Genomic DNA, 26,353 nt, shown 5'->3' with positions numbered 1-26,353 from the left:
CCTTTGGTGGTTGCTCTTGTTACTTCCAACACGCTTCTGGCTCTGAAACACCCGAGTGGTGCAATTCCAATATATCGGTAATTGAATTTAAACATTCATCATTCACTTGCTGTGAAAGTGGTTCTGCTTGAATGGCATAGGTTGTACTACTCGCCGAAATCGCTAACGTGTATCGGCTGGTGTCGGTATCGCAAAACAAACATGTCCCTCCGGAAATAATATTCTCCGCTGCGGATGCATAGTTCCCCGTGTACAGCGTCTCTATTTCCAATTGTATCTTTGTCATATCAGCTATCGCTGTGACTCGATGCGCTTTGATTACATGGTTTGTATAACTTGGATAGGCAATGGCGCCGAGTATCCCCACGATGGCGACAGCGATCAATAATTCGATCAATGTCATCCCTCTAATGCTTAAGTTGTTGTTGTTGCATATATTTCTTCGAATCATCGCGAGTAGTTTCCTTTAATATCTCTGCCTATTTTTCTCCGGTGGTAGCATCGGCGCAAGATTAAATACGGTTACGAGCGGTATTACATAGGAAATTGGGAAATGACTCGCGGGTTTACTTTATTAGAGCTTTTAATCACGGTGTCGGTGTTATCGATACTGATAGCGACGGCTGCCCCGAGTTTTAGTTCTGTCCTAGCTTCAACTAAAATCAAAAGGCTTGCTCCTGAAGTGCATGGATTTTTAATTGCCGCTAGGTCAGAAGCTATAGCTCAGAATCAAGACCTCTATCTGTTCTTTTTGGTATCTGGTAGTTCTGGGGCTATTAATAACTCTGATGGCGATTGGGATATGGTTTTAAGTAGCTCTGCATCTTTTGACCCTAGAAATGTTCTTATGCAGTTAGACGGTTCTTCCTATCGAGACATAAACATTGCCTTTAATTTCTCAGGTCATAATTCAATATCAGTTGATGGTACTAGGGGGCGATTTGGTAATGGAAATATAACAATGGCTCCGGTAAACGCATTATCTGAACAGTTATCTGTAATAGCGTCTATTACAACCGGGAGAATTCGAATCTGTAGCAGTGATCCAAATCAAAATGGACGCAATAACATAGGCCACCATGGTTATGAGATTTGTTAGTACGCATATCAAGGGAAGTACATTAGTTGAGATGATGGTGGCTTCGGTCATTGGAGTAGTTGCCATTGGAATCATAGGTTCAGTCTTCATTACTAACCAGCGTGTTGCTTCAAAAAATAGTTTAGAGCTTCTGCTATCACAAAACTTATTTTCCACTACTCAAATGATGAAAGAAGAAATTTGGCGAGCTGGTTATGACTCAGATTCGGGAATATCGGTAAAGTTATCGGGTGCCATAAATACAATTTACACCAATCAGGTAAGCGCTGATGAGGCGTATATTGGTTTTGCTTATTTGCAGGATAGTGTCTCGTCGGCATATAGGAACATTGTCTATCAATTCAAAGAAAACAAGCTCAATTACTGCGTGGGAGAGTCCAGTGACCTTTTGGCTATTAATGAAAAACCTATAGGGATACTTAATGGTGAGGTAACAATGACATGTCAAAGCTTATTTTTTGAGCGTCAAATTCAAGTTGATGCTTTATTTGTTGAAGCTGAAGAGCTTTCAACAGGATCTTCGGCTTCTCAAAAAGTAGACATTGAGTTAAAGGCGTCTTTAGTAAATGCAGATGTTAGTCATGAAGTGAGAACTTCCGTTGTTCAGAGGAATTGGCAATGAAGCGATGTAAGCAAGGAGGATTTATCACTCTGTTGTTGGTTAGTGTTCTTCTTGTTGGAACATTAATCGCTTCTTTCGGGAATTTTAAGGTTCTTTTCTATCAAATCAAGCGAGCACAAAATGAAGTTCAGGCACGCAAAGCCCACTGGTTAGCAGAAGGTGGTTTAGAGTGTGGCTTCACTTACATCGCTGAAAATGATCTGACAGCTATTCCCAATGATTTAATGGATTATTGTCAGCAGTCGAAAGTCGTTACGTTGGGATCAGAAGCACTCACGCCAAATATATTGGTGTCGAGTTCTGAGTCTTTATCGCTGAACAAAGAGATTAGTTTTGTAGACGCTTCGGGATTAGGAGTAATGCAAACCAATTCGAGTTTAGAATTTATTTCTGATCACAATATCGATATTAATCCTGATATTGCTCTTACTGCTGTTGATGGTATTAACGAGTGTGTATCGGTTCGATTTTTAGATAGTGTTATCTATAAGCAAAAGGGAGGAGGACGTTTGAAGACCATTACTCCAGAGTCACCTCCTTTTTCTACGTTTGAGTCTTGCCAACAAACCACCAATATTAGCAATGATGCAACCATCGACTCCGTTGGGGCGCTGCCTTCAAACTCTTTTCAATCAGATTTCAAATTCGATCCGGATATCGATACGTTCTCTAATTATTTTGGCGTGCCAAAGACGTCAGAGAACATTGACCAGATTAAGCTTGATTATCATGTTATAGACCTTATTGATCGGACAGTTGTCCCCTCTAAGCATATTGATTTGGTTGATGGTGAATATGAAGGAAATAAGTGTAGCAAAGCCATTAATGATGCCTTTTCAAGTGGGGAGAATAAGGTATGGGTTATAGGTGATTGCGTCGTTTATTCACCTGCGATTAATGTAGTTGAACCTATCCCAGGGGTTATTACGCCTCGCTCTTTAGTGATTCAGAACGGCATCGTTGCGAATGGTAACGCGAGCGTATTTGACGGGGCTTTTTATCATCTAAATGATATGACCGTATTCGATAACACTAACTCTCCCGATACTGATACCGACCTACTGAGTGGTTTGTGGGCTAAAGTTCCAGATACAATTCCTATTACTGATTTAGTACAGAGTAATTCGGTTTATATTGGATTTGCTTCTTTTTTCCCTAAAGGAGGGATGTTCTTTGATTCCGTTGGTGGGTTATCGACAATTCAGGGTTCAATCAATTTGGATTATACCGGTGAATACAACCCTCATAGCACTCCTTTAAAAGCGAAGTGGAAGCGAGGATCATGGAATGATTTCTAAGAACTCAGGTTTTAGCTTGATAGAGGTTCTTATCTCTTTTCTGTTGATTGGCGTTGCCTCACTAGGGCTGGTTAAATTACAGGTCTACGCTGAACAAAAATCGGATTTTGCGCTCCACAGCGTAGAGGCGCTGCATTTTGCTGAAAGGCAGATGGAGTATTATCGAACTCGGGCGTCTAATGCGAGTGGGGCGGTAGGTTTAATTCCTTTTTCAGAACTAAATCAGGCGAGTCATTGTCTCAACACAGCAAGTTCAGATCCTTTATCCGGTTTGTCGGGGTCTGCCTATGCCATGACCTGTGAAGTGACTAATGCAAACGGTGCTCTGTCTAGCGCATTAAAAAGCATTACTGTCACAATTGCATGGCAAGATCGTATGAACCACGCACAAAGTATTTACCTCGAAACTATGCTCTCCAAATACAGTGAGTTTGATTGACCCTCAAGCAAACGTTTACTGCATGCCAAGGCTCATGCTACCCCTTTTACTGATAATTTTCACTCCTCGGACATTGTTTACGTGCTAGTTAAAACTCTGTATATGGAATGGTGTTTTTTGTGTTTTTATATTGTTGTGGTTGTATGGTATTTTTGCAAAATATGTCTCCATTTATGGAAAATTAGGTGGAATCTTGTGCTTTTTAACAACGACTTTAATAGAATATGTGCTGTACCAATAGGCCGTGGTCAAAACTTATATTAGGCCTAAACAAAACAACATCACATATGGAGTTACAATGAGTAACCAAGCCGTAAAAAAAGCACCATCGACTGAGAAGATCAGTGGTATGGACCGCTTTCTAAACTTCATTGAACGCGCCGGCAACAAAATTCCAGATCCAGCAATCCTGTTCTTCTGGGCTCTAGTTATTGTATGGGTAGCATCTGCACTTTTGTCGAACCTTTCATTCGACCTTATCAACCCTCAAACGGGTGCTGCTCTAGAAGTAAACAACCTACTAACTGGTGAAGCGCTTGCTAGCTTCCTAGCGAATATGGTTACCACGTTCACAGGCTTCGCACCTCTAGGCATCGTACTTGTTGCTATGCTAGGTGTTGGCGTTGCAGATTCTTCAGGCTTCATTACGACTGGCCTTAAGAAGATGCTTAACTTCACGCCAGCTAAGCTACTAACGCCAATGCTAATTCTTGTTGCTATCGTGTCTCACACAGCAGCTGATGCAGGTTACGTTCTAGTAATCCCTCTTGGCGGTATCATCTTCCACGCTGCGGGTCGTCACCCTCTAGCGGGTATTGCAGCAGCATTTGCTGGTGTATCAGGTGGTTTCTCTGCGAACTTCATTCCTTCAGGTATCGACCCGCTACTAGCTGGCTTCACGCAAACAGCGGCAAACGTTCTTGACCCTGAATACGTGATTAACCCTCTAGCGAACATCTTCTTTACTGGCCTATCTTCAGTTCTTATTGTTGCTATCGGTTGGTACGTAACTGAGAAGATCATCGAACCTCGCCTAGCGAACACGCCAGTTGATGAAGATGCTGAAGAAGCACCTGATCTAGGTACGTTCACTGCAATCGAATCAAAAGCATTCAAATTCGCTGGTTGGGCAATGGTTGCCGGTATTGGTCTGCTTATCGCGGCTCTAATGCCTGAAAACTCAGCACTTCGTTCACCTGAAGGCGAATTAACGGCGTTCTCAGCACCAGTAATGAAGTCTATCGTTCCTCTGATCTTCATCCTGTTTATTATTCCGGGTATCGTCTACGGCCGTGTAGCGGGTACATTCAAGAATAGTAATGATGTTATCAAAGCAATGTCTGAGACGATGGCAACGATGGGCGCATACATTGTAATGTCGTTCTTCTGTGCTCAGTTCCTATCTGCATTCGCTCAATCAAACATCGGTACTATGCTGGCACTTTACGGTGCTGAAGGCTTGAAAGCGATGGACCTTCCAGGTGAAGCAACGGTTGTTGGTATGATTCTACTAACGGCTGCAGTTAACCTTCTTGTTGGTTCTGCTTCAGCTAAGTGGGCACTGATTGGTCCTATCCTAGTTCCAATGCTAATGGTTGTGGGTATCTCTCCTGAGCTATCTCAAGCGGCTTACCGTGTAGGTGACTCAGTGTCTAACATCATCTCTCCACTAATGGTGTTCTTCCCACTGGTTGTTGTTTACTGTCAGCGCTACGTTAAGTCGACAGGTATCGGTACTCTAGCTTCTCTAATGATGCCATTCTCGATTGCGATGTTAATCGGTTGGTCTATCTTCTTGCTAGCTTACTGGGCTCTTGGTATCCCACTAGGTATCCAAGCACCTTATACTTACACAATGTAAGATTGAACTAAGCAAAACTAAGCTTTATTCATTGCTAAGCCCGCACCGAAATGTGCGGGCTTTTTTTCGCTATTTTTTCCGTTTTTTATATCCAAGGTTTTTATATCCAAAACTTTTTATATTCAAAATAAAGGCACTCAGCTTATACTCCGGATTACGGCTAATTGTTGGCCGGTAAATTTAGGAAATCCAAGCCACATGAAAATTCTGCTTTTAGTAGGGTTAATTGTTTTAAATGGTCTGTTTGCCATGTCTGAGATTGCATTGGTAGCAGCAAAAAATAGTCGGCTGAAACGCTTAGCCGAAAAACACCGCTCCGCTCAGGTTGCTCTTGATCTCAAAGAAAACCCAACCCGCTTCCTCTCTACAATCCAAATCGGTATCACGGTAATCGGCCTACTCAGCGGGATTGTGGGTGAGGCGACGCTATCGGCTCCACTAGCCGTTCAACTTGAACTGTGGGGACTAGACCCAACACAAGCGAACATCTTGTCTACTGCGGTTGTGGTGGTAGGTATTACTTATTTCGCTATCGTTGTCGGTGAGTTGGTACCAAAGCGTTTTGCTCAGTCTCAAGCTGAAAACATTGCTGTGTTAGTCGCGCTGCCAATCTTCTGGTTATCTAAAATCGCGACGCCGTTTGTGTTTGCGTTGTCGGCTTCAACGGAAGGTATTCTTAAGTTGATGGGCCGAGGCGGTGAAGAAGATAGCGTTACCGAAGATGATATCCATGCACTTGTGAAAGAGGGCTCAGAATCGGGTGTGATTGAACGCGGCGAACAAGAGATGATTCGTAATATCTTGCAGCTTGATGATCGTCTTGTGAGCTCATTGATGACTCCGCGTCGAGACATCGAGTTTCTGGATGTCGACCAACCCGTTGAGCAGATATTAAAGAAACTGCGTTCATCAAAACACAGTGTGTTTCCATTGTGCCAAGATCACCTCAATAAAGTGGTGGGTACAGTGTCAGCCAAAGCCTTGCTGAATCAGGCGGGCAATCTAAGCATTCAAGTGATCATGGGGCTGTCTCGCTCGCCGATCTATGTTCCAGAATCGATGAAAGCTCTGCGTCTACTTGGCTACTTTAAAGAGTCGGGCACCGAGATGGCATTCATTGTCGACGAGTATGGCGATGTTCAAGGTCTTGTGACTCATTACGATATTCTTGAGGCGATTGCTGGCGAGCTATCGAATAATCCGAACGATCTTTGGACCGAGCAAGTGGAAGACGGTTTGTTGGTGGATGGCTTGATTCCTATCAGTGAACTGAAAAACCGTTTAGAGCTATCGGATTTTGAGGGCGAAAGCGAGAGCTTCCAAACGCTGAATGGCCTTGTGACATGGTTAATAGGGCGCTTACCGGATGCAGGCGAAGTTGTTCAATACCAGCAGTGGCAGTTTGAAATTATCTCTGTTGAGAACAATCGCATTGTGAGTATCAAAGCGACGCCAATAGCCGATGACATAGAAGACGCTAATAGCTAACAGTTCGACCAACCAGCAAGCGGCAATGGTTCATTGTCTGTTGTTGTCTATTACCTCTTTATTGTTCATTATCTCTAAGATTAGGTATGCTTCACCGCATACCTATTTTCGTTTTTATCCTTTGTTTCTGGAGTTCCCTTTGTCAGACCATCAATTCACCCCTCAAGATGAAATCTTCATGCGACGCGCCATCGAGGTGGCTACGCAAGCAGAGAGCGAGGGAGAGGTTCCTGTTGGTGCAGTATTAGTAAAAGATGGGGAGATTATCTCTGAAGGATGGAACCGTTCGATTGGCAGCCACGATGCTACGGCACACGCAGAAATTGAAACCTTGCGTAAAGCCGGTCAAACCTTAGAAAACTATCGGCTACTCGATACCACTTTATACGTTACGCTAGAGCCTTGCCCAATGTGCGCAGGTGCCTTGCTACACAGCCGAGTAAAGCGCATTGTGTTTGGTGCTCCAGACTTAAAAGCAGGCGCTGCAGGTACAGTGTTGAATTTGTTTGAAAGCCAGGCCTCATACCACTATGCCGACGTTGAACATGGTTTGTTAGAGGAAGAGTGCCGTGAGCAATTACAAGCGTTTTTCAAGCGTCGTAGAAAAGAGATAAAAGAGAAGCGAAAGCAAGAACGTCTGTTGGAAGAGCAGCGTTTAGAAGCAGAGATGAAGGCTGGCAATAAGAAATAGCAGCGTACTTTCGGCACTCTCTATCGCAAGAGTGCCAAGCAAACTGACTGAGTAACTACATTTACTCAGCAATCATCTGCATGAAAGCGCGATTGCGCCAAATGATCTTCTTCTTATTATTTGAAAGCATACGCTTACGACGGTTTGCAGCAACGGTCTTATCAAGGCGTTTCGATTTCAGTTTCTTCATCATTTCAATGATTTCCTATTTGTCGTCTGACTTTTTAGTTTGGACTAACGATTTAATTATAGTGTTATTCGTTTATTTGGCCTGTCGCGCGCTTGGCTTAAATAGAAGAGCAGTTCTAGTCTAAAGCCAGCATTGCAGTGCAACAGAGCATAATCTTGATTGTGGTGTGCCGTTATAAGGTTCGATTGTTACTGCAATATGACACTCTAGATCTCATCATCATTTTCTTGCCTGCTTCCCTTATCCCTTAGTGACGAAAGAAGAGTCGAAAAAAGACAATAAAAAAGAGCAATGCTAGATGGCATTGCTCTTTTGGGTTTTACTGTGAAGGCTCAGAACTGCTTACTGTCGACTGAGCTGCGCTGATACTCGATTCAGCACCTGAGGTTTCTAAAGGTGGGATCACCACCAAACCTTCAAGGGTCGCTTCTTGTTCTTTATTGCGCTTATTTACATGGCCAATAATGCTTTGGTAATAACGGCGAATGTTTTCAACGTAGTTTCTCGCTTCATCACCACGCGCATACCCATATCGAGTTTGGCTGTAGTACTTCTTCTGTCTTAACAGAGGCAATCTGTCTTTCACATCGCCCCAAGCATCAGGATCTCCTCCTTGTGCCTTCGTGAGGCGACGCGCGTCCATCATGTGCCCGTAACCGACATTGTATGAAGCAAGTGCAAACCAGATCTTTTCGTGTTGAGTGATTGAATCTGGTACTCGGTTCACGATACGACGCAGGTACTCAACACCGCCTTGTACCGACTGGTTCGGGTCGAGACGGTTGGTTACCCCAACACTCTTCGCGGTGGGCAGTGTCAACATCATCATGCCACGAACACCCGTTGGTGAGCGCGCAACAGGGTTCCAGTGTGATTCTTGGTAGGCCAAAGCGGCAATCAAGCGCCAATCAAATTCTTGAGAGTACCTTTGAAATAGCGGCGACCATTTTGGCAACTTGCTGTCCAGTGCGCGGATAAAGGCACGAGTATCAACGTAGTCAAAAGTGCCGATGTGGCCGATGTATTTCTCTTCTAGTGAAGCCAGTTCACCAGACTGTTTTAGGTTACCGAAGAACTCAATCAGCAAAGCATACAGGCTTTCATCTTCCGATCTATTTAGGTACCAAGAGATAGGTTGGTCTTCTGTCAGCTCAAATGCCAAGGCAACATCTGGGTACAAACGTTGCGCCAGTGATAGCTCGATAGAGTCGGCCACTGTGAATAAACGTTCGCCTGTTGATACTTCTTTTAGCAGGTCATTGATGTCTGCATTGCCAACCGCGTCATAGATGAAGTCATCGTGCGTTTTCTGCAGCAGTTTGAGTGTTGGTTCAAAGTGCGAGTCTTTCACCACAACCAAAGAGGGCGTCAGCGTCTCGCTTGATACCGCAGCTTCTGATTCAGCTTGTGCTTTTACAAACTCAGCCTGACGCTCATTCTCAAAATTGATCAATTGCTCAAGGTTTCTTGGGCGCCATTGGCCCTTTTTGTACACGACCTGTTGGCTTACATAGTAATAAGCAGGCGCGGCGCGGTAAGCGCGTGTCAGTTTGTTATTTTGCGTTAAGCCGGTCGCGATAAGGTCGATCTCGCCTTTCTTCAACGCAGGGAATAAGCCTGACAAACGGTAAGCGGGTTTAACCTCAAGCTTTACACCAAGCTCCTGCGCAAATTCACGAGCTAATTCGTAATCCAAGCCTGCAGGGCCATCAGGACCAATGTAATAAGAGAGTTGGTTATTTAGGGTGCCGACACGAAGAACACCGCGATCTCGTATTTGCTCAAGGACACTTTTAGGTTCAGATTCAATCTGGCATCCCGCGAGCCCAACCAGAGCGATAACGAGCAGAATGAATTTAGACGAAAAGATGAGCGTAAATTTAGGCATCAAAATGAAATCTCGAAAAGTGGAAGTCCCTTTATACCAAACCCCGCAAGGCTGGCAAAGCAGGTTTAATTAAACAGTTGTAAAAGTGGTGATAAATGCAGCAAAAGTACCATTTACGCAGAAAGATAAAAAAAATCACGCAAACGGTTGCTTTTGGTGTTACGTCACAAAAAGAAATGCTTTATAATGCGCTCGCATTGAAGAGGTGGGATCGGCATAGGTTTTTAAACCTTCGGGAATAGCTTCGAAGAAAACAGTTAGGTTTTTCCTTTAACCCACTGAATTTATTCCAATACTACCTTAATCAACTGCATAAGAGACGTAAGCACATGAGAATTTTGCGTGGCTCCCCAGCTCTATCTGAGTTTCGTGTTAACAAGCTTTTAGAGCTTTGTCGTGAATTAAGCTTACCTGTAACAGGTATTTACGCTGAGTTTGCCCACTTTGCTGATCTAACGGCAGACCTAGATGAGTCTGAAGTTGAGAAGCTAGAAAAGCTACTGACTTACGGTCCAACGATTGAAGAGCATGAACCTGAAGGTTTACTGCTGCTTGCAACGCCACGCCCTGGCACTATCTCGCCTTGGTCTTCAAAATCAACAGATATCGCACACAACTGCGGACTGGCTAAAGTGTCACGTCTAGAGCGCGGTACTGCTTTCTACATTGAAACCTCTGCTGAACTTTCTGAACTTCAACTTGTTGAGCTGAAAGCAATCCTGCACGACCGTATGATGGAAGTGGTTTTCACTGACTTCGAATCAGCGGCGGCACTATTTACCGTTGCTGAGCCTGCTCCTTATGCGGAAGTTGACCTACTAACTGGTGGACGTAAAGCGCTTGAAAAAGCAAACGTTACCCTAGGTCTTGCACTTGCAGAAGATGAGATTGATTACCTTCTTGAAAGCTTCACTGAGAAGCTAGGTCGTAACCCGACGGACATCGAGCTAATGATGTTTGCACAAGCGAACTCAGAGCACTGTCGTCATAAGATCTTTAACGCTGATTGGACTATCGATGGCGTTAAGCAAGAAAAATCATTGTTCAAGATGATTAAGAACACCTTTGAAACGACACCAGAACATGTTCTGTCTGCTTATAAAGATAACGCAGCGGTAATGACAGGTTCTGAAGTTGGTCGTTTCTTCCCAGATCCAGAAACTCGCCAGTACAGCTACCACCAAGAAAAAACACACATCTTGATGAAAGTTGAAACGCACAACCACCCAACGGCAATCTCACCGTGGCCAGGCGCATCGACAGGTTCAGGCGGTGAAATCCGTGATGAAGGCGCAACCGGTATTGGTGGTAAGCCAAAAGCGGGTCTTGTTGCTTTCTCTGTATCTAATCTTAAGATCCCGAACTTCGTTCAACCTTGGGAAACTGACTTTGGTAAGCCAAGCCGTATCGTTACTGCTCTGGATATCATGCTTGAAGGTCCTCTTGGTGGCGCGGCATTCAACAACGAATTTGGTCGTCCAAACCTACTTGGCTACTTCCGTACTTACGAAGAGAAAGTAAACTCTCACGCAGGTGAAGAAGTGCGTGGTTACCACAAACCAATCATGCTAGCTGGTGGTCTTGGCAACATCCGTGATGAGCACGTTCAGAAGAAAGAGATCCCGGTAGGTGCAAGCCTAATCGTTCTAGGTGGTCCTGCGATGAACATCGGCCTTGGCGGCGGTGCGGCATCTTCAATGGATTCTGGTTCTTCTTCTGAAGATCTTGATTTCGCTTCTGTACAACGTGAAAACCCAGAGATGGAGCGTCGTTGTCAGGAAGTTATCGACCGTTGTTGGCAGCTTGGTGATGCGAACCCAATCGCATTTATCCACGATGTGGGCGCGGGCGGTATCTCGAATGCTCTTCCTGAGCTAGTCGACGATGGCGAGCGTGGCGGTATCTTTAATCTACGTGACGTGCCAAACGATGAGCCGGGCATGAGCCCACTTGAGATCTGGTGTAACGAATCTCAAGAGCGTTATGTAATGGCGGTTGCTGATAAAGACATGGCAACGTTCGACGCGATTTGTAAGCGTGAACGTGCACCGTACGCAGTGGTTGGTAAAGCAACTGAAGAACGTGATCTGAAATTAGAAGATTCACACTTCGACAACACGCCAATCGACATGCCAATGGACATCCTATTAGGTAAAACACCTAAGATGCACCGTGACGCGAAAACGCTAAAAGCTAACAACCCTGCGATTGACCGTTCTGGCATCGAGATGAACGAAGCGGTTGACCGTGTTCTTCGCTTGCCAACAGTCGCTGAGAAAACATTCCTTATCACCATCGGTGACCGCTCGGTAACAGGCCTTGTAGCTCGTGACCAAATGGTTGGTCCATGGCAGGTTCCTGTTGCTAACTGCGCAGTAACAGCGGCAAGCTACGACTCTTACCACGGTGAGGCTATGTCTCTTGGTGAGCGTACGCCAGTGGCACTTCTAGACTTCGGCGCATCGGCTCGTCTAGCGGTTGGTGAAGCAATTACTAACATCGCAGCGACCAACATCGGCGATATCAAACACATTAAACTGTCGGCTAACTGGATGTCTCCAGCAGGTCACCCAGGTGAAGATGCAGGTCTTTACGAAGCGGTTAAAGCGGTTGGTGAAGAACTATGTCCAGCTCTGGGTCTAACTATCCCAGTGGGTAAAGACTCAATGTCGATGAAGACTAAGTGGGAAGAGAATGGCGAGCAGAAAGAAGTAACGTCTCCGCTATCTCTTGTTATCACTGCGTTTGCACGTGTTGAAGATGTTCGTAAGACGATTACTCCTCAGCTTCGCACTGACAAAGGTAATACAAGCCTAGTTCTTATCGACCTAGGTAACGGCAAAAACCGTATGGGTGCAACAGCACTTGCACAGGTTTACAAGCAGCTTGGTGACAAGCCAGCAGACGTAGACAACGCAGCGCAACTAAAAGGTTTCTACGAAGGCGTTCAAGCACTTGTAGCGAACGACCAAGTTGTCGCTTACCACGATAAAGGCGATGGTGGTCTATTCGTAACGCTAGCAGAAATGGCATTCGCAGGTCACTGTGGTGTTAATGCAAACATTGAAGCGTTAGGTGAAGACACGCTAGCAGCACTGTTCAACGAAGAGCTAGGTGCAGTAATCCAAGTCCGTAACGACGACCTAGACGCAGTACTTTCTACTCTTGCAGCTAACGGTCTAGAAGCATGTTCTCATGTGATTGGCAGCGTTGTTGGTGAAGGGGAAGCATCAGATGAACTAGTGATTAAGTCTGGCGAGTCTGTAGTGATTGAACGTAACCGTACTGAACTACGTACTATCTGGGCTGAGACAACGCACAAGATGCAAGGTCTGCGTGATAACCCAGTATGTGCTGACCAAGAACATGAAGCGAAGAAAGACAACTCGGACCCAGGTCTGAACGTGAAACTGAGCTTTGACGTAAACGAAGACATCGCAGCACCGTTCATCAACACAGGTGCTAAGCCTAAGATGGCGATTCTACGTGAGCAGGGTGTTAACTCTCACGTTGAGATGGCAGCAGCATTCGACCGTGCAGGCTTCGAAGCAACTGATATTCACATGAGCGACATCCTAACAGGTCAAGCGGTACTAGAAGAATACAACGGCCTTGTGGCATGTGGTGGCTTCTCTTACGGTGATGTACTAGGTGCTGGTGAAGGTTGGGCGAAGTCGGTTTTGTTTAATGACTCTACTCGTGACCAGTTTGAAAACTTCTTCAAGCGTGAAGATACCTTCTCTCTAGGTGTGTGTAACGGTTGTCAGATGCTGTCGAATCTACGTGAACTTATCCCAGGTGCGGAGTACTGGCCACGTTTCGTTCGCAACGAATCTGAGCGCTTTGAAGCACGTTTCAGCCTAGTAGAAGTTCAGAAGTCAGATTCTGTATTCTTCAACGGCATGGAAGGTTCTCGTATGCCAATCGCTGTTTCTCACGGTGAAGGCCGCGTAGAAGTACGTGATAACGACCACCTAAACGCGATTGAAAACTCAGGTACGGTTGCTCTACGTTACGTTGATAACAACGGTAACCAAACGCAGCAATACCCGAATAACCCGAATGGTTCGCCAAACGCTATCACAGGTTTAACAACGACTGACGGCCGCGTGACAATTATGATGCCTCACCCAGAGCGTGTATTCCGTACGGTTGCAAACTCTTGGTCTCCGGAAGGTTGGGGCGAGAATGGCGCTTGGATGCGTATGTTCCAAAACGCACGTAAGAACGTGGGTTAATTGAAAACGATTTAAACAGTGTTATCGGGACAATAACCACAAGCGCAGATCGAAAGGTCTGCGCTTTTTTTGGTGGTGAGTGTGGTGTAGGGATCACCGTATAGTGGATGTGTGTATAACAAACTTTTGGACAAAAATGAGTTTTGGAAAATCAAACATTAGCAAATGACTAATAACTTCAGGTATGACAAATAACTAAACCTGATAGAAAAACTGCCACCAAAGAGCAAAAGACAAGACCTGACCCTATTGTTTTTTGTACGCAAAAAAACAGCAGTCAGTGATAGGGTTTAATCGCCAAATAAATTCTACGCAAACTACCATTTTCATGCCGGGCTAAATGACATGGTTCAGCATGCACTCCCAAGTTCCTCAAAGGGAAGATTGAGCACCTTCTGCCCATTTGGTCAGCTTTAAATCGTCCAAAATAAGCAGCACGCAAGGCACAACAATTGACGCTAGTAACGTAGCCGAGACTAAGCCAAACGCAATACTGGCAATTAACGGGATCAGAAATTGCGCTTGCGTACTGGTTTCGATTAACAGTGGAAGCAATCCTGCAAATGTGGTTAACGAGGTGATAAATATCGCTCTAAATCGGTCACGTACCGCCTCTCGACAAGCGTCTATCAAGCGCTCGCCTTGGGCGATATTCTTCTTAATAAAATTGACCAACAGAATGTTATCGTTAACGACGATACCCGCTAAGGTAGCAAAGCCAACCAAGCTTGGAATAGTCAAATCGAACCCCATGCCCAAGTGCCCCCATACCACACCAATCCAGCCCATAGGGATTGCCAGCAGCACAGCAATCGGTTGAGTGTAGCTTTGTAACAGGAACACTAAAATAAGATAAATCCCCACCACGCCAAGAGCAAAGAAGGTCGCCAGCGAGGAGCCCGTATCTGAGCTTTCTTTATCCTGACCTTGCGAGGTGAAGGTGATGTCTGGGAATTTGTGTTGAGTTTGCGAGACAAATTCGCTATTGAACTGCAGCATGATTTCACGCGCATTGGCAACCCGCGTATCGATATTGCCTTGCACAACCACAGTGTTCATCCCATTAATGCGGTGAATTCGCGAGAAGGCTTGTTTTCTGTCAAACGTCGCAACACTTGATAATGGAACTAGGGTTCCATTGCCTGCCGTCACCATCAAGTTATTCAACTCATCCAGTCTCACACTAATATCCACCAGCTCGCCTTGTTGGAAAACCGTCAGATCAGTACTGCCTTTTACCGCGCTGCGCAGCGTTTGAGCAATGTTGGAAGCATTAACTCCCATCACGCCAGCTTCATCTTTAAGGTTAACGTGAAATTCGGTTCTGCCCTCACGCAGATCGGTGGAGAGGTTATAGACACCGTTAAATCCCTTCAACCATTTCACCAGCGAGCGGCTGACTTGATTGAGCTCTTGTAACGACTCACCCTGAACCCGAATATCAATGCCATTGCCAGCAATGCCCCGTTCTTTATCGGTAAACTTGAGTGAAACCACATCCGCCGTAGGGCCTACTTTTTGTTTCCAATCTTGGATCAGATCTTTAATGCTCTGCTGCCTAAATTGCGCTGGCAATAGATCGGCACTGACGGTTGCCATATGCGGCCCCGACTCATTAGCATCAGCATTTGAGTTGAACATGATCGTGGTGCTCGCGACCAAAGGTTTTGAGCTTGGGTATTTCTCTGCGTATTCTTGGTTGAGTTCATCAAGCGCGTTTGAAACCTTCTCCACCACCGCCTCTGTCTGGCTCAGTAAACTGCCTTGAGGGAGCAAGATACGCGCCTGCAGCACATCACTTTCCAAGGCAGGCATGGCTTTGAATTTCAGCCAACCTGACGAAATGGAAGCGGTTGAAATCATCACCACCATCACCAATATCCCTACTGAAAGATAAGGTGCATTCATCGCCTTGACACTCACTGGCACAAAGAATCTGTCTCTGATGTTTTCAAAACCGGCAATGAACTTGTCCCGTATAGGATTAGAGCGAGATTCAGTATGGCTATGTGCCAAATGAGACGGCAAGATCAAGAAAGCTTCTATCAGACTAACAAGCAAGGTAATCAATAACACGATGGGAATATAGCGTAGTACTTCGCCCATCTTGCCTGTGAGAAACATCAGCGGCCCTATCACCATGATGGTGGTAGCAAACGATGCAATCACACCTGGGAAGACTTGTTTGGTACCTTCAACTGCAGCGTCAAACGCGGGTAGCCCTTGTTGCCTCTTGGCAGCGATGTTTTCTGCAATGATCAACGAGTCGTCCATTAGCAGACCAATCGCGACAATCAGCCCGACCAGCGTCATCATATTCAGGGTATAACCGAGAAGTTGTATCGCAAAAATGGCGCCAAGGAATGAAACCGGCAGCCCCATGGTGACCCAAAAGCTAAAGCGAATATTAAAAAACGCCCACAACATCAAAAATGCCAGTGCTAATCCCTGTGCGCCATTGCTGGTGAGGATTCTCAGACGCTCAATAATATTGGTGCTGGAATCTTGGGTGATGGTTAAAGCGACGCCTTCAGGGGCTCTCGCCTGTTCTTTTTCAACGATGCTGACGATCGCATCTTTGACCGTTAAGGTATCTTGAAATTGCGTTTTGGACACCTGAAGCAAAGCGGCACGCTGACCATTGAACAGGATTTGATTTTCATCGCTAGTGAACTTCTGCTGAATAACGGCAACATCACCGAGGCGAACCTGAGTCCCCGTCTCACTGGATTTAATCACGATATTTTCGAAGTCTCTGACGTTGCTGCCTAAGTGGTCGAAGCGGACGCTGATCTCTTCCAAGTCATTACTAAATACGCCAGCAGGAGTGCTGATACTTTGCTGTTGTACTAGATTGGACAAGTCGGACACACTCAGGCCGTACTGCTGCAACTTCCACTGCGATACGCGAATTTCTATTTCTTGATCCGCAAAACCGCTCACGGTCACCTGAGCGATCAATGGGCTCTCTTTTAACTTGTGCTTAATTTGTTGGGCATAGAGATATAAGTCCCTATCTGACATATTGCCGGTAATCGCGACACTGGCCACCGTTGCCACTCGGTCCAGTTTCGACACCGTGATCTGCTCAACTCGATCCGGAAAATCACTGATGGCGTTAACCTGCTGTTGAATATCGCTGGTTAAAGTGTCAATGTCTTCATCATCGCCGATTTCCACATTGGCGATGACCAAACTCTCTCGGGCATCACAGCTTAACTCTTTAATTCCACTCAGCTTATCGAGAGAATCTTCCAACGGGTAACACACTTCTTCCATCATCTCAAAAGGTGACGCGCCCGGATAAACGATCCGAACCTCAATATTTTTGGTCGGCGTCAACGGAAAAGTGTCTTTCTGCAGTTTGGGCAAGGCAAAAGCCCCTAACAGCAGTACCGCCATCATCAGGACATTGGCGCCAGTGGTGTGCCGAGCAAAAAAAGCGATCATAATTTGCCCTCTTTCTGAATCGCGTTTAGGGCTTTAAATCCGCTCTGCGTATCCAACCAAAGGCCGATTTTCTCATCCGGTTGCGGTTGTAAAGCCATCCCCTCAACGGCGGGTGAAAGTTTACTTAGCACAACCACATCACCGAATTCCACGCCAGATTTGATCACCGCAACCTGCCCTTGGACGAAATCTATCCTGACAGGTTTGCTTTTCAGTTTACCTTCAGAGACAGTGTAAACTTTACCATCATGGATGGCGTTTATCGGTAGCAAGACTTGTTGCTCCATCATTGGTGCTTTAATCGTGACTTTAACGAAAGTCCCACGAATAAGTGGTGGCTTCTCCCCGGGAATGGCTTGCTGATAGGGCTGATTTACTTGTGCAACCAGGCTTTGGCTTTGAGTCTGAGCATCGATTTCACCGCCGGAGCGGCTGATCTCGGCAGGCCAAGTAATTACTTTATCGCCTGCTTGGAGCTCGACTGTCGCGCTCAAGTTGCTATGAACATCTTCGTCAAGCGAGTCAAAGCGATTGGAATTTCTTAGCGGACGCATTTTACCAAGCGGAAACTGCGCGCGAACCTCAACGGCATCGATGTCATCCGCTTTGAGCAGCAATTCCCCCTTGTTGACATACTCGGCGAGTCCAACCAAGGTTTCGACAATGCGAATATCAAATGGGGCTTTAATTACGGTTTGTTCGAGATCTCGGTTTGCAAGTGCTAGTTCCGTTTGCAAAACCTTTTGCTGCGCTTGATTAATTGCCAGTTGGTTTTTCTGTGTCTGGAGCTGTTGCTGGCTGCTGAGCAAGTCTTTGGTCGCGCGGTCTTTCTCTGTTTTGGAGATATGCCCGGTTTCACTCAATTTGATTGAGCGGGCATATTCTGACTGTTGTACCTCAAACTCTTTCTCTGCAATCTTGAGCGAATCGATAATGGTCTGATTCGTTAGCATTAGCACTTCAAGCTCAGCTTGCAAACGGGCAATAGTAAGTTGATAAGCGGTGGGGTCAATTCTAAGGAGTTCGCTGTCTTTGCGGATAATAGCGCCCGTTTTGTATTGCTCAGAAACCCACACAACCGCGCCGTCAAGTTCAGACTGTGCCTGCCAGTCTTGAACAGACTCGGTATGTCCATATCCGATGGCAGAAGGTTGGATATTTCGCGGCTCGACTTTCAACACCCGAACCACCTTTTTAGCAGTCGTATTACTCGCATTAGGCGGTTCAGCCTTCATCCCTGGTGCGATCACCAATAACGCGATGCCCAACAAAACAGGAGGAACAAACAGAGCCCTTTGTAACCAGCTATACCTAGTCATAGCGATTCCCTTACTATATATTAGCTTTTCCTTAAGCAAAAGGTAGCACACCAACATAAGCGGATTTGCTTCCTTGATCTCAAAATAAGTCAGGCCTCACAAATGGAGGCCTGATTGAATTGAGCTACTGATTGTTTTTGCCTTTGCCCATGGTATTTTTGGGGTTCACCATGCCTTGATGAGCATTAAACTCTTGTTGAGAGATAGCGCGATCCGCGTTGCTATCTAACGAAGCAAAACTGTGGCTTTGATTGATATTTTTCAACGTACGTCCCTCTTCTGCTCGCTGGGCAATACGTTCTGAGCGTGCTTGATTGAACTCGGCTTCGGTTATCTTGCCATCACCATCGAGATCAAACTGTGAAAATACTGGGCGTGACATATTGTTATTCATGCCTTTATTCATTCCACCAGCCATTGCTCCGAAGGCAATAACGATACCGAGTAACGCGATTATCGTGCTTTTGATTTTCATGACGTTTTCCTTCTCTTTGTTTCACTACTTAAGAATATACTAATGTAAGTAAGATAACGTCATGTGATGTAAAGGTATGTAAAGATGGCTAAGTAGATATCGATTTATGTTCTTATCGGTTTGTAAGCGCAGCGCAACAGAAATTATGAAACTTCTGCCGCTAGTACTATGGTAAGAGTACAGGCATAGCTATGTCCAAATGGTTTTCAAATTATCCCAAACTTTCAGCCACCGAAACCGAAACCGAAAAGCCAATGATATAAAATCCCTAGTTTCGAAAAATATGGCGATTTTTAGACATTCAGAGTGTTTTCGAACTTTTGCCCAGCAGTTTGCCTTGCAAATATCCAACAGACAAGGGATTACTTTTAGTAGGGCAAATGCATGTTAACATTCTGTTAACTCTGACTGGTAGTGGGGCAATAATGATTCCCAGAACATACAAAAAAGCCGCTGGATTGAACCCCAGCGGCTTATTATTTTCTAGCATCTAGCATCTAGCATCTAGCATCTAGCATCTAGCATCTAGCGCTTAGATTAGTTGTTGCTGTGTAGTTCGCTGTTTAGCTCAACAGCAGACTTGTTCGCAAGACATTCAATTTGGCCAGTGATTGAGTTACGACGGAACAGAAGATCAGAAACGCCAGCTAGATCGCGAGCTTTAATGATCTCTACTTCGTTGCCTTCTTTATCTAACATGCGAACCTTAGTACCCGCAGTCACGTAAAGACCAGACTCAACCGTACAACGGTCGCCCATAGGGAAGCCAAGACCAGCGTTTGCGCCTAGTAGGCAGTTTTCGCCGATAGAGATAACCATAGTACCGCCACCAGACAGAGTACCCATGATAGAAGCGCCGCCGCCGATGTCTGAACCGTTACCTACAACAACACCCGCAGAGATACGACCTTCAACCATGCTCACGCCAGTTGTACCAGCATTGAAGTTGATGAAACCTTCGTGCATTACTGTTGTGCCTTCGCCTACGTGTGCGCCAAGACGAACACGAGAAGTGTCAGCAATACGAATACCTGTTGGTACTACGTAGTCCACCATTTTAGGGAACTTGTCTACGCAATCTACAGACAGAGCACGACCTGCAAGGCGAGCTTCGATTTGACGCTCAGCCAGCTCAGGTAGGTCGATAGGGCCTTCGTTTGTCCATGCGATGTTGTGCAGTAGACCGAAGATGCCGTCCAGTACCGTACCGTGTGGTTGTACTAGGCGGTTAGAGATAAGTTGTAGCTTTAGGAAGCCTTCAGCAACTGATGCTGGCTTCTCGTCAGTAGCAAGAACAACAAGAACAAGTGGCTGTTCAGACGCTGCCGCTTTTTCTGCGAAAGATGCGTTAGCTGCATCATCGTTTGCTGCGAATGCTTTCGCCAGTTCTACGCTTTGTGCAGCAGAGATTTCGATAGCTTGGTTGCCTTCAGCGTAACCTGACACTTCAGCTACAGCTGCTACAAGAGCGTCGCTTGGGTTTAGAAGCGGGTTAGGGAAGAACGCTTCAATGATTTTATTGTCGCGATTTTTGGTTGCCGTACCGAAGGCTAGTGAAAAATAAGCCATGTTGAATCTCCATGTGTTGAGTCTTGATTTTGCTATTCCAAAACAACGGCTCGAATAACAAGCGCTGCCGTTAGCAAAGTTAATTTAATTGCGTTCATCATAAAGAGAGCGCCCTCGTTATGAAAGGGCGTATCGGGATAAAGTCTGTAAAATGATATTGCTTGTCTTTTGAGAGATAGTTTTCTGCAATGAGAAAACACTGCAGATCAACACAAATTGATTGGTGCGTTAATCAACATTCTCCTGTGAATCCCCTCTTTAGATAAACAGTGCCTTATAAGCTTGCTCAATCCCTTCAATCAACATCTGCATACCGATTACCGCGAGTATCAACCCCATCATTCGAGTAATCACGTTCAGTGCGCTTGGTCCAACGGCTTTAACGAAGCGCTCGCCAAATACAAACAATACGTAGGTTAAGGCGCATAGTAGGCCAAAGGCGACGATGGTTTCGTAGATGCCTTCGGTGCTGGCAAAGTTCATCGCGGTGGCAATGGTGCCCGGTCCGGCTAATATTGGCATTGCCAGTGGCGAGACGGCGATACTGAGCGCCGCATCTTGTTGAGCGTCTGAGTTGACCTTCTCTTTTGCTTTAGAGTGTGTTGAGTCACCTTGCAGCATATGAAAGCCAATCAAGAACACGAGGATCCCGCCGGTGATACGAAGCGCGTAAAGCGTGATACCAAAGAGGTCGAAGATGAGTTTACCCGAGACAGCAAAGGTGCTGACGATGATGAAGGCGATGAACACTGAGCGGAAAGCGATGGACTTGACCGTTTCCCTATCATTATCACCTGTTAATCAAAGAAAGATCGGTGTGTTGGCGATAGGGTTCATGATGGCAAAAAAGCCCATGAACACGGTAATGGTATGAATGATGAGCTCTTTCATATTATTCCTTTGAAAATATGTAGTTAAATACGACAGCAGAATGTATTTAATCTTAGATACAAATAATTATTAGAAATAGATAGTAGAGCAAGTGTGAATAAAAAACAGCCAGCATAAGGCTGGCTGTTTGGTTTTAGTGATAGGTGTAGAGTTTTAGTCGTCCGTTATTGCTTGATTCTCAACTAACAGACTCTACATAACAGGCAGATTGTGGGACTCACTTTGTCGTTATGCGTGTTGAGATTCACTCACTGCCACAGCCAATGCAACCGTCGCTCCGACCATTGGGTTGTTGCCCATGCCGATGAAGCCCATCATCGCCACGTGAGCAGGAACTGAAGAGCTACCTGCGAACTGAGCATCAGCGTGCATTCTGCCCATGGTATCGGTCATGCCGTAAGACGCTGGGCCTGCTGCTACGTTATCTGGGTGCAATGTTCGACCTGTACCGCCACCTGAAGCAACTGAGAAGTATGGCAAACCTTGGCGAGTGCGTTCTGCTTTGTAGATACCAGCAACAGGGTGTTGGAAGCGTGTTGGGTTGGTTGAGTTACCCGTGATACTCACATCCACTTCTTCTCTGTGCATGATCGCTACACCTTCACGTACATCATCAGCGCCGTAACACAAGATCTCGCCACGAGGGCCTTGTGAGAAGCGGCGACGTTCTGTTTCAACTAGCTCACCCGTTTGGTAATCAAATTGAGTGCGAACATAAGTAAAGCCATTGATGCGAGAGATTAGGTAAGCGGCATCTTTACCTAGACCGTTCAAGATAACTTTCAATGGTGTTTTCCGTGATTTGTTCACGTTCAGTGCAATCTTGATCGCACCTTCTGCAGCAGCAAAAGACTCATGGCCTGCAAGGAAAGCAAAGCAGTGGCTCTCTTCATTGAGAAGGCGAGCAGCCAGTGCGCCATGGCCGATACCGACTTGGCGTTGCTCCGCAACACTGCCGGGTTTTGTGAATGCTTGAAGGCCTTCACCAATGATATTCGCTGCTTGTTCTGCGTTGTTCGCTTTACGGAACAGAGCCAATGCTGCACCAAGAGTGTAAGCGTCAGCTGCGCTTTTAAATGCGATAGGTTGAGTGTCCATCACTAATGCTTTTGGGTCGACATTATGTGATAAACAGTATTGGTTTGCTTGCTCCAACGAGTCGAAGTTCATTTCTGCCAATACGCGAGTTACTGATTCATTAAATTGAGTGTTCATCATATCTTTCCTCTTTTATTGGCAAAAATTATTGTTGGCGTGGGTTAATGGTGGTCACGGCTTCGTCGAAGCGACCATAAGTCCCTGTCGCAAGGTCAGCAGCTTCATTCGCTGGTACGCCTTGGTTAATCGCCTTCATCATTGTGCCGAGGTTGAGATATTCATAGCCAATCACTTCGCTGTGATCATCAAGTGCAAGCTTAGTTACGTAACCTTCTGCAAGTTCTAGGTAACGAACGCCTTTCGCTGAGGTTGAATAACTGGTGCCGACTTGGCTACGCTGTGTTTGACCTAAGTCTTCCAATGCTGCGCCGATCTCTAGGCCACCTTCAGAGAAAGCAGACTGAGTTCGACCGTAAACAAACTGCAGGAAGATTTCGCGCATCGCGACGTTAATCGCGTCACATACCAAGTCAGTATTCAGCGCTTCTAGAATGGTTTTTCCGGTGAGGATTTCCGCAGCCATCGCGGCAGATTGAGTCATACCTGAACAACCAATCGTTTCGATTAATGCTTCTTCGATGATGCCGTTTTTTACGTTAAGAGTCAGTTTTGCAGCACCTTGTTGTGGTGCACAAGTGCCAACACCGTGGCTTAAGCCAGAAATAGCGATGACATCTTTTGGGCTAACCATTGCGCCTTCAACTGGAATTGGAGCTGAATTGTGAAGATCACCCCTTTGAATAGGGCACATTGATTGAATTTCTGAAGAGTAGTGCATAATGTTTTCTCACTTATAGAGCCATTTAAGGCCTAGGGCGTTGAGAAAACAGGACGTGTTGGAAGAGGTGCGGCTAATTCACTACAGATCTTGAGTATCGATAATCCAAAGGTGTCATGGAACTTGGTCTTAATAGACTAAGTCCATTTCAAAATGGAGGAATAGCGATACGTCCAACAGTATTACCTGTTTTCGATTCTGTAGGAGTCATTAGCACTGTTCGGAAAGAACGGGCGGTTGAAGCAAAAGCTTAGGTGGAACCCCATCACCTGATGGCTATAGATTAGATCTTCCTCACACTTTCATGCAAGCGAATGTTTAGAGCGATTTCGACTATAAACAAGCTTCATTATATTTCGATAAGTATAAAAAAACGCCAATAACGAACTCTGATTAGAGGCGTCATTGACGTTTTTTAGAAAGGTATCAGCTAGTTAAGCTGCATCTTCTTCTGCGTCTTCAACAGCTTCAAGCTTCTTAGCTTTTTTCGGAGCTGGCTTACGCTTAGCACCTAATGCGTAAAGAACTTCTTCTTTGTTCTTCGCTAGGTACATTGCAAGTTCTTCTTGCTTGCCTTCATCTTCAACTAAATCGCTTTTGCCTAACAGTTCAAAAAGCTCATCAGCCATATCCAGCATTTTGTCGTATGCGTCAGCTTCGGCTTTAGAGGTAAAAGTCATTTTCTCTTCTCCGTTGCGTTCCACCACGTACTTGACGATAACAGCCATGGTTAATCCTCTAAGTTTGATAAATTTTACTGGCTTTTTATACAGTTTCTGATGTTAAAAGTCCAGTTGGAGCCCGTACTATGCGGCCTCAATCTTGATGTGCCGCCCAGTCTTCACAATAACTCATGAAAGATTTCAGCAGTGGGCTTTGATATTTGTCTTTATGGACCAGCATCCAGAATCGGCGTTTCATATCAAGTGGCACATTAAGCGCTTTTACTCGGCCTGAATCGATCGCTCGCTGAGCAGCTAAACGAGACAAACAGGCAAAGCCAAGACCGGCAGAAACAGAGTTGATGATTGCTTCTGTGGTGTTGAGTTCAAAAGATTCATACCAATGTTCGATGCGCGGTGCGACGGTACGAAGGAAAAACTCGCGAGTCCCTGAGCCTGATTCACGTAAAATCCAATGGCTGTCTTCTAAATCGCTTAAAATCACTTTTTCTTTGGCAACGAGAGGATGTTGATTACTAACAATAATGCACATTTCATCGCTGCTAAACTGACTCGAAATGAGTTCAGGGTGTAATGTTTTTCCTTCAATTAGCGCGATATCCAGTTCATAATCCACCAACTTTTGGCAGATCAGTGCACTGTTTGAAATGAACAAGCTTTGATCCTGATGTTGAGTTCGTTCGCGAAAGCCTGACAAAATAAACGGTGCGACCTGATTACCAATCGTGTCACTCGCGCCGACCTTTAGATTGCCACTTAAAGGCTGATCATCACGGAACAAAACATCAATACCAGCAGCACGATGTAATATTTCATCCGCCAATGGAAGTAACTTATGTCCCTCTTGGTTGAGAATTAATCGGTTGTTGACCCGGTCAAATAGAGAGTGGCCGAGTTGTTTCTCCATTTCGCCTAGTGCCATGCTGACCGCAGCTTTAGACAGAAACAGAGCCTCAGAGGCAGCAGTCAATGTCGAGTGCTGAGTAATAGTGACGAACACTTTGAGCTGTTTTATTGAAATATTAGCCATCAGATTCCTAGTTTTACTCTGCTGGTGAAAATGGATTCTGTTCAGTATTGATGAACACTTGTTATATATAATTGGATATTGTTTAACGAAGCGCAAGCGTATTATGGCTTCAACAAGCTGATGAGTTCACAAGTTTTGTGAATTAAGTTCAAGAGAGGCTGACATGATTCAACGTATTAAATATAGATTAACAGGAGCTCCAACACCCATGGCAGGGTTAGCACTAGCAATCGCAAGCTTAGGCTGGTGCTGGGATGGCGTTTTAGTCGCACAAGGTATTTTACACACTCCTGGTTTAGTGCAGTGGATCAGTGCGGGTATCGCGGCGATATTACTTCTTGTTTTAGCTGTGAAATTTTTGATTTATGGCCATTTATTGCGTGAAGATCTTGCTCACCCTGTAGTGGGGAGTGTGGTACCAACATTTGCGATGGGCTGCATGGTGGTGTCAGCATCTTTAGCGCCGATTTCTCAATTTTTACAAGAAGCGATGTGGCTTGCAGCGGTTGCTCTACACGTTGTGTTCTTAGTGAGCTTTTTGTACCACAGAGCTAAAAACTTTGAGATTCACCACATGGTGCCAAGCTGGTTCGTACCGCCAATCGGTATCATTGTGGCAGACGTTTCTTTTTCTGGTAATCCAGTTTTAGAGCCTGTAGCGAACGCTACTTTGGTATTCGGCTTATTGGTTTACGCAGTAATGCTACCAATCATGGTTTACCGTTTGATCTTCTCTCACGAAGTGCCAGATGCTGCAAAACCAACGATTGCGATTATGGCAGCACCGGCAAGCCTATCTTTGGCGGGTTACTTAACCGTTACTGCTAACCCTTCACCTGTGATCATTGGTTTACTATTTGGTATTGCAGTGTTGATGACGTTCATTATCTATATGGCGTTTTTCAAACTACTTCGTCTTCCATTTAGCCCTGGTTATGCAGCGTTTACCTTCCCAATCGTGATTGGTGCAACAGCCTTGTTCAAACTGGCTGCGTGGATGCAAGCACAAGGTATTGAAGCGCATTACATTAATCAAGTGTTTGGCCTAGCGTATCTAGAATTGATTGTGGCAACGTTTGTAGTAGGTTATGTGGCGGTTCGTTACTACATGAACTACAAACCTCACCGTGTTCTAAGCGCGGTAGGCAGTAGATTGTAAGAAGCAATAGTTCAAAAGATAAACGGA

General features: G+C 45.4%; 19 protein-coding genes, 2 pseudogenes and 1 riboswitch. Of the genes and pseudogenes, 9 read left to right on the top strand and 12 right to left on the bottom strand.

Annotation, left to right across the window (positions count from 1 at the left end; all coding sequences use genetic code 11):
* Positions 1 to 19 precede the first annotated feature (19 nt).
* Positions 20 to 451, bottom strand: a complete 432-nt coding sequence (locus tag AB4482_RS06830) for a type IV pilin protein (RefSeq protein WP_102482342.1) — start codon at positions 449 to 451, stop codon at positions 20 to 22.
* Between the two features lie 102 nt (positions 452 to 553).
* Between AB4482_RS06830 and AB4482_RS06825 the strand changes: the two genes are divergently transcribed.
* From AB4482_RS06825 to tadA, 7 genes and pseudogenes are all read left to right on the top strand, one after another.
* The gene (locus tag AB4482_RS06825; protein WP_102482341.1) at positions 554 to 1,099 is read left to right on the top strand and encodes a GspH/FimT family pseudopilin; all 546 of its coding nucleotides are present in this window, start codon (positions 554 to 556) and stop codon (positions 1,097 to 1,099) included.
* Positions 1,080 to 1,721: a PilW family protein gene (locus AB4482_RS06820; RefSeq protein ID WP_372098241.1), complete on the top strand. Its 642-nt coding sequence runs from the start codon at positions 1,080 to 1,082 to the stop codon at positions 1,719 to 1,721. The genes AB4482_RS06825 and AB4482_RS06820 overlap by 20 nt, the downstream gene beginning before the upstream one ends.
* The gene (locus AB4482_RS06815; protein WP_372098240.1) at positions 1,718 to 3,019 is read left to right on the top strand and encodes a hypothetical protein; all 1,302 of its coding nucleotides are present in this window, start codon (positions 1,718 to 1,720) and stop codon (positions 3,017 to 3,019) included. The genes AB4482_RS06820 and AB4482_RS06815 overlap by 4 nt, the downstream gene beginning before the upstream one ends.
* Positions 3,009 to 3,458: a prepilin-type N-terminal cleavage/methylation domain-containing protein gene (locus AB4482_RS06810; RefSeq protein ID WP_017062783.1), complete on the top strand. Its 450-nt coding sequence runs from the start codon at positions 3,009 to 3,011 to the stop codon at positions 3,456 to 3,458. The genes AB4482_RS06815 and AB4482_RS06810 overlap by 11 nt, the downstream gene beginning before the upstream one ends.
* A 298-nt stretch (positions 3,459 to 3,756) precedes the next feature.
* Positions 3,757 to 5,319, top strand: a complete 1,563-nt coding sequence (locus AB4482_RS06805; RefSeq protein WP_372098239.1) for an AbgT family transporter — start codon at positions 3,757 to 3,759, stop codon at positions 5,317 to 5,319.
* 198 nt (positions 5,320 to 5,517) lie between these two features.
* On the top strand, positions 5,518 to 6,807 hold the full coding sequence (locus AB4482_RS06800) for a hemolysin family protein (RefSeq protein WP_372180731.1): 1,290 nt from the start codon (positions 5,518 to 5,520) through the stop codon (positions 6,805 to 6,807).
* A gap of 86 nt (positions 6,808 to 6,893) precedes the next feature.
* A pseudogene (gene tadA, locus AB4482_RS06795) lies at positions 6,894 to 7,498 on the top strand (tRNA adenosine(34) deaminase TadA).
* Positions 7,499 to 7,559: 61 nt separating this feature from the next.
* On the opposite strand, the gene AB4482_RS06790 reads toward tadA, so the two are convergent.
* Both AB4482_RS06790 and mltF read right to left on the bottom strand, forming a co-directional pair.
* A complete protein-coding gene (locus AB4482_RS06790) occupies positions 7,560 to 7,691 on the bottom strand; it encodes a hypothetical protein (RefSeq protein WP_017059878.1) in 132 nt (43 codons plus the stop codon).
* Positions 7,692 to 8,007: 316 nt separating this feature from the next.
* Entirely contained in the window at positions 8,008 to 9,576 is a 1,569-nt protein-coding gene (mltF, locus tag AB4482_RS06785; protein WP_372164925.1) for a membrane-bound lytic murein transglycosylase MltF, read from the bottom strand.
* A 329-nt stretch (positions 9,577 to 9,905) separates the two neighbouring features.
* On the opposite strand from mltF, the gene purL reads away from it, so the two are divergent.
* A complete protein-coding gene (gene purL / locus AB4482_RS06780; RefSeq protein ID WP_017068539.1) occupies positions 9,906 to 13,814 on the top strand; it encodes a phosphoribosylformylglycinamidine synthase in 3,909 nt (1,302 codons plus the stop codon).
* A 372-nt stretch (positions 13,815 to 14,186) separates the two neighbouring features.
* On the opposite strand, the gene AB4482_RS06775 is transcribed toward purL, so the two are convergent.
* From AB4482_RS06775 to AB4482_RS06735, 9 genes and pseudogenes are all read right to left on the bottom strand, one after another.
* The gene (locus AB4482_RS06775; protein WP_372180730.1) at positions 14,187 to 17,264 is read right to left on the bottom strand and encodes an efflux RND transporter permease subunit; all 3,078 of its coding nucleotides are present in this window, start codon (positions 17,262 to 17,264) and stop codon (positions 14,187 to 14,189) included.
* Entirely contained in the window at positions 17,261 to 18,583 is a 1,323-nt protein-coding gene (locus AB4482_RS06770) for an efflux RND transporter periplasmic adaptor subunit (protein WP_372126761.1), read from the bottom strand. The genes AB4482_RS06775 and AB4482_RS06770 overlap by 4 nt, the downstream gene beginning before the upstream one ends.
* Positions 18,584 to 18,707: 124 nt before the next feature.
* A complete protein-coding gene (locus AB4482_RS06765; protein ID WP_017059884.1) occupies positions 18,708 to 19,058 on the bottom strand; it encodes an EF-hand domain-containing protein in 351 nt (116 codons plus the stop codon).
* A 537-nt stretch (positions 19,059 to 19,595) separates the two neighbouring features.
* The gene (gene dapD / locus AB4482_RS06760) at positions 19,596 to 20,627 is read right to left on the bottom strand and encodes a 2,3,4,5-tetrahydropyridine-2,6-dicarboxylate N-succinyltransferase (RefSeq protein WP_372180729.1); all 1,032 of its coding nucleotides are present in this window, start codon (positions 20,625 to 20,627) and stop codon (positions 19,596 to 19,598) included.
* A gap of 258 nt (positions 20,628 to 20,885) precedes the next feature.
* Positions 20,886 to 21,518, bottom strand: a pseudogene (locus AB4482_RS06755) (MarC family protein).
* A gap of 228 nt (positions 21,519 to 21,746) precedes the next feature.
* Positions 21,747 to 22,736: a GGGtGRT protein gene (locus tag AB4482_RS06750; RefSeq protein ID WP_017071045.1), complete on the bottom strand. Its 990-nt coding sequence runs from the start codon at positions 22,734 to 22,736 to the stop codon at positions 21,747 to 21,749.
* 25 nt (positions 22,737 to 22,761) lie between these two features.
* Complete coding sequence (locus tag AB4482_RS06745) at positions 22,762 to 23,454, bottom strand: iron-sulfur cluster assembly scaffold protein (RefSeq protein WP_372180728.1); 693 nt, start codon at positions 23,452 to 23,454, stop codon at positions 22,762 to 22,764.
* Positions 23,455 to 23,648: 194 nt separating this feature from the next.
* Positions 23,649 to 23,733: riboswitch (Fluoride riboswitch) on the bottom strand.
* 155 nt (positions 23,734 to 23,888) lie between these two features.
* A complete protein-coding gene (locus AB4482_RS06740; protein ID WP_008223840.1) occupies positions 23,889 to 24,182 on the bottom strand; it encodes a YebG family protein in 294 nt (97 codons plus the stop codon).
* Between the two features lie 88 nt (positions 24,183 to 24,270).
* Positions 24,271 to 25,167, bottom strand: a complete 897-nt coding sequence (locus AB4482_RS06735; protein WP_372180727.1) for a LysR family transcriptional regulator — start codon at positions 25,165 to 25,167, stop codon at positions 24,271 to 24,273.
* A gap of 208 nt (positions 25,168 to 25,375) precedes the next feature.
* On the opposite strand from AB4482_RS06735, the gene AB4482_RS06730 reads away from it, so the two are divergent.
* The gene (locus AB4482_RS06730) at positions 25,376 to 26,326 is read left to right on the top strand and encodes a TDT family transporter (RefSeq protein ID WP_372180726.1); all 951 of its coding nucleotides are present in this window, start codon (positions 25,376 to 25,378) and stop codon (positions 26,324 to 26,326) included.
* The last annotated feature ends 27 nt before the right edge of the window (positions 26,327 to 26,353 follow it).

It is taken from the genome of Vibrio sp. 10N.222.55.C7 (assembly GCF_041473335.1).
GTDB lineage: Bacteria > Pseudomonadota > Gammaproteobacteria > Enterobacterales > Vibrionaceae > Vibrio > Vibrio crassostreae_C.
The sequence above is the reverse complement of the archived record's forward strand: the minus strand, read 5'-3'. Positions and strand labels throughout refer to the sequence as shown.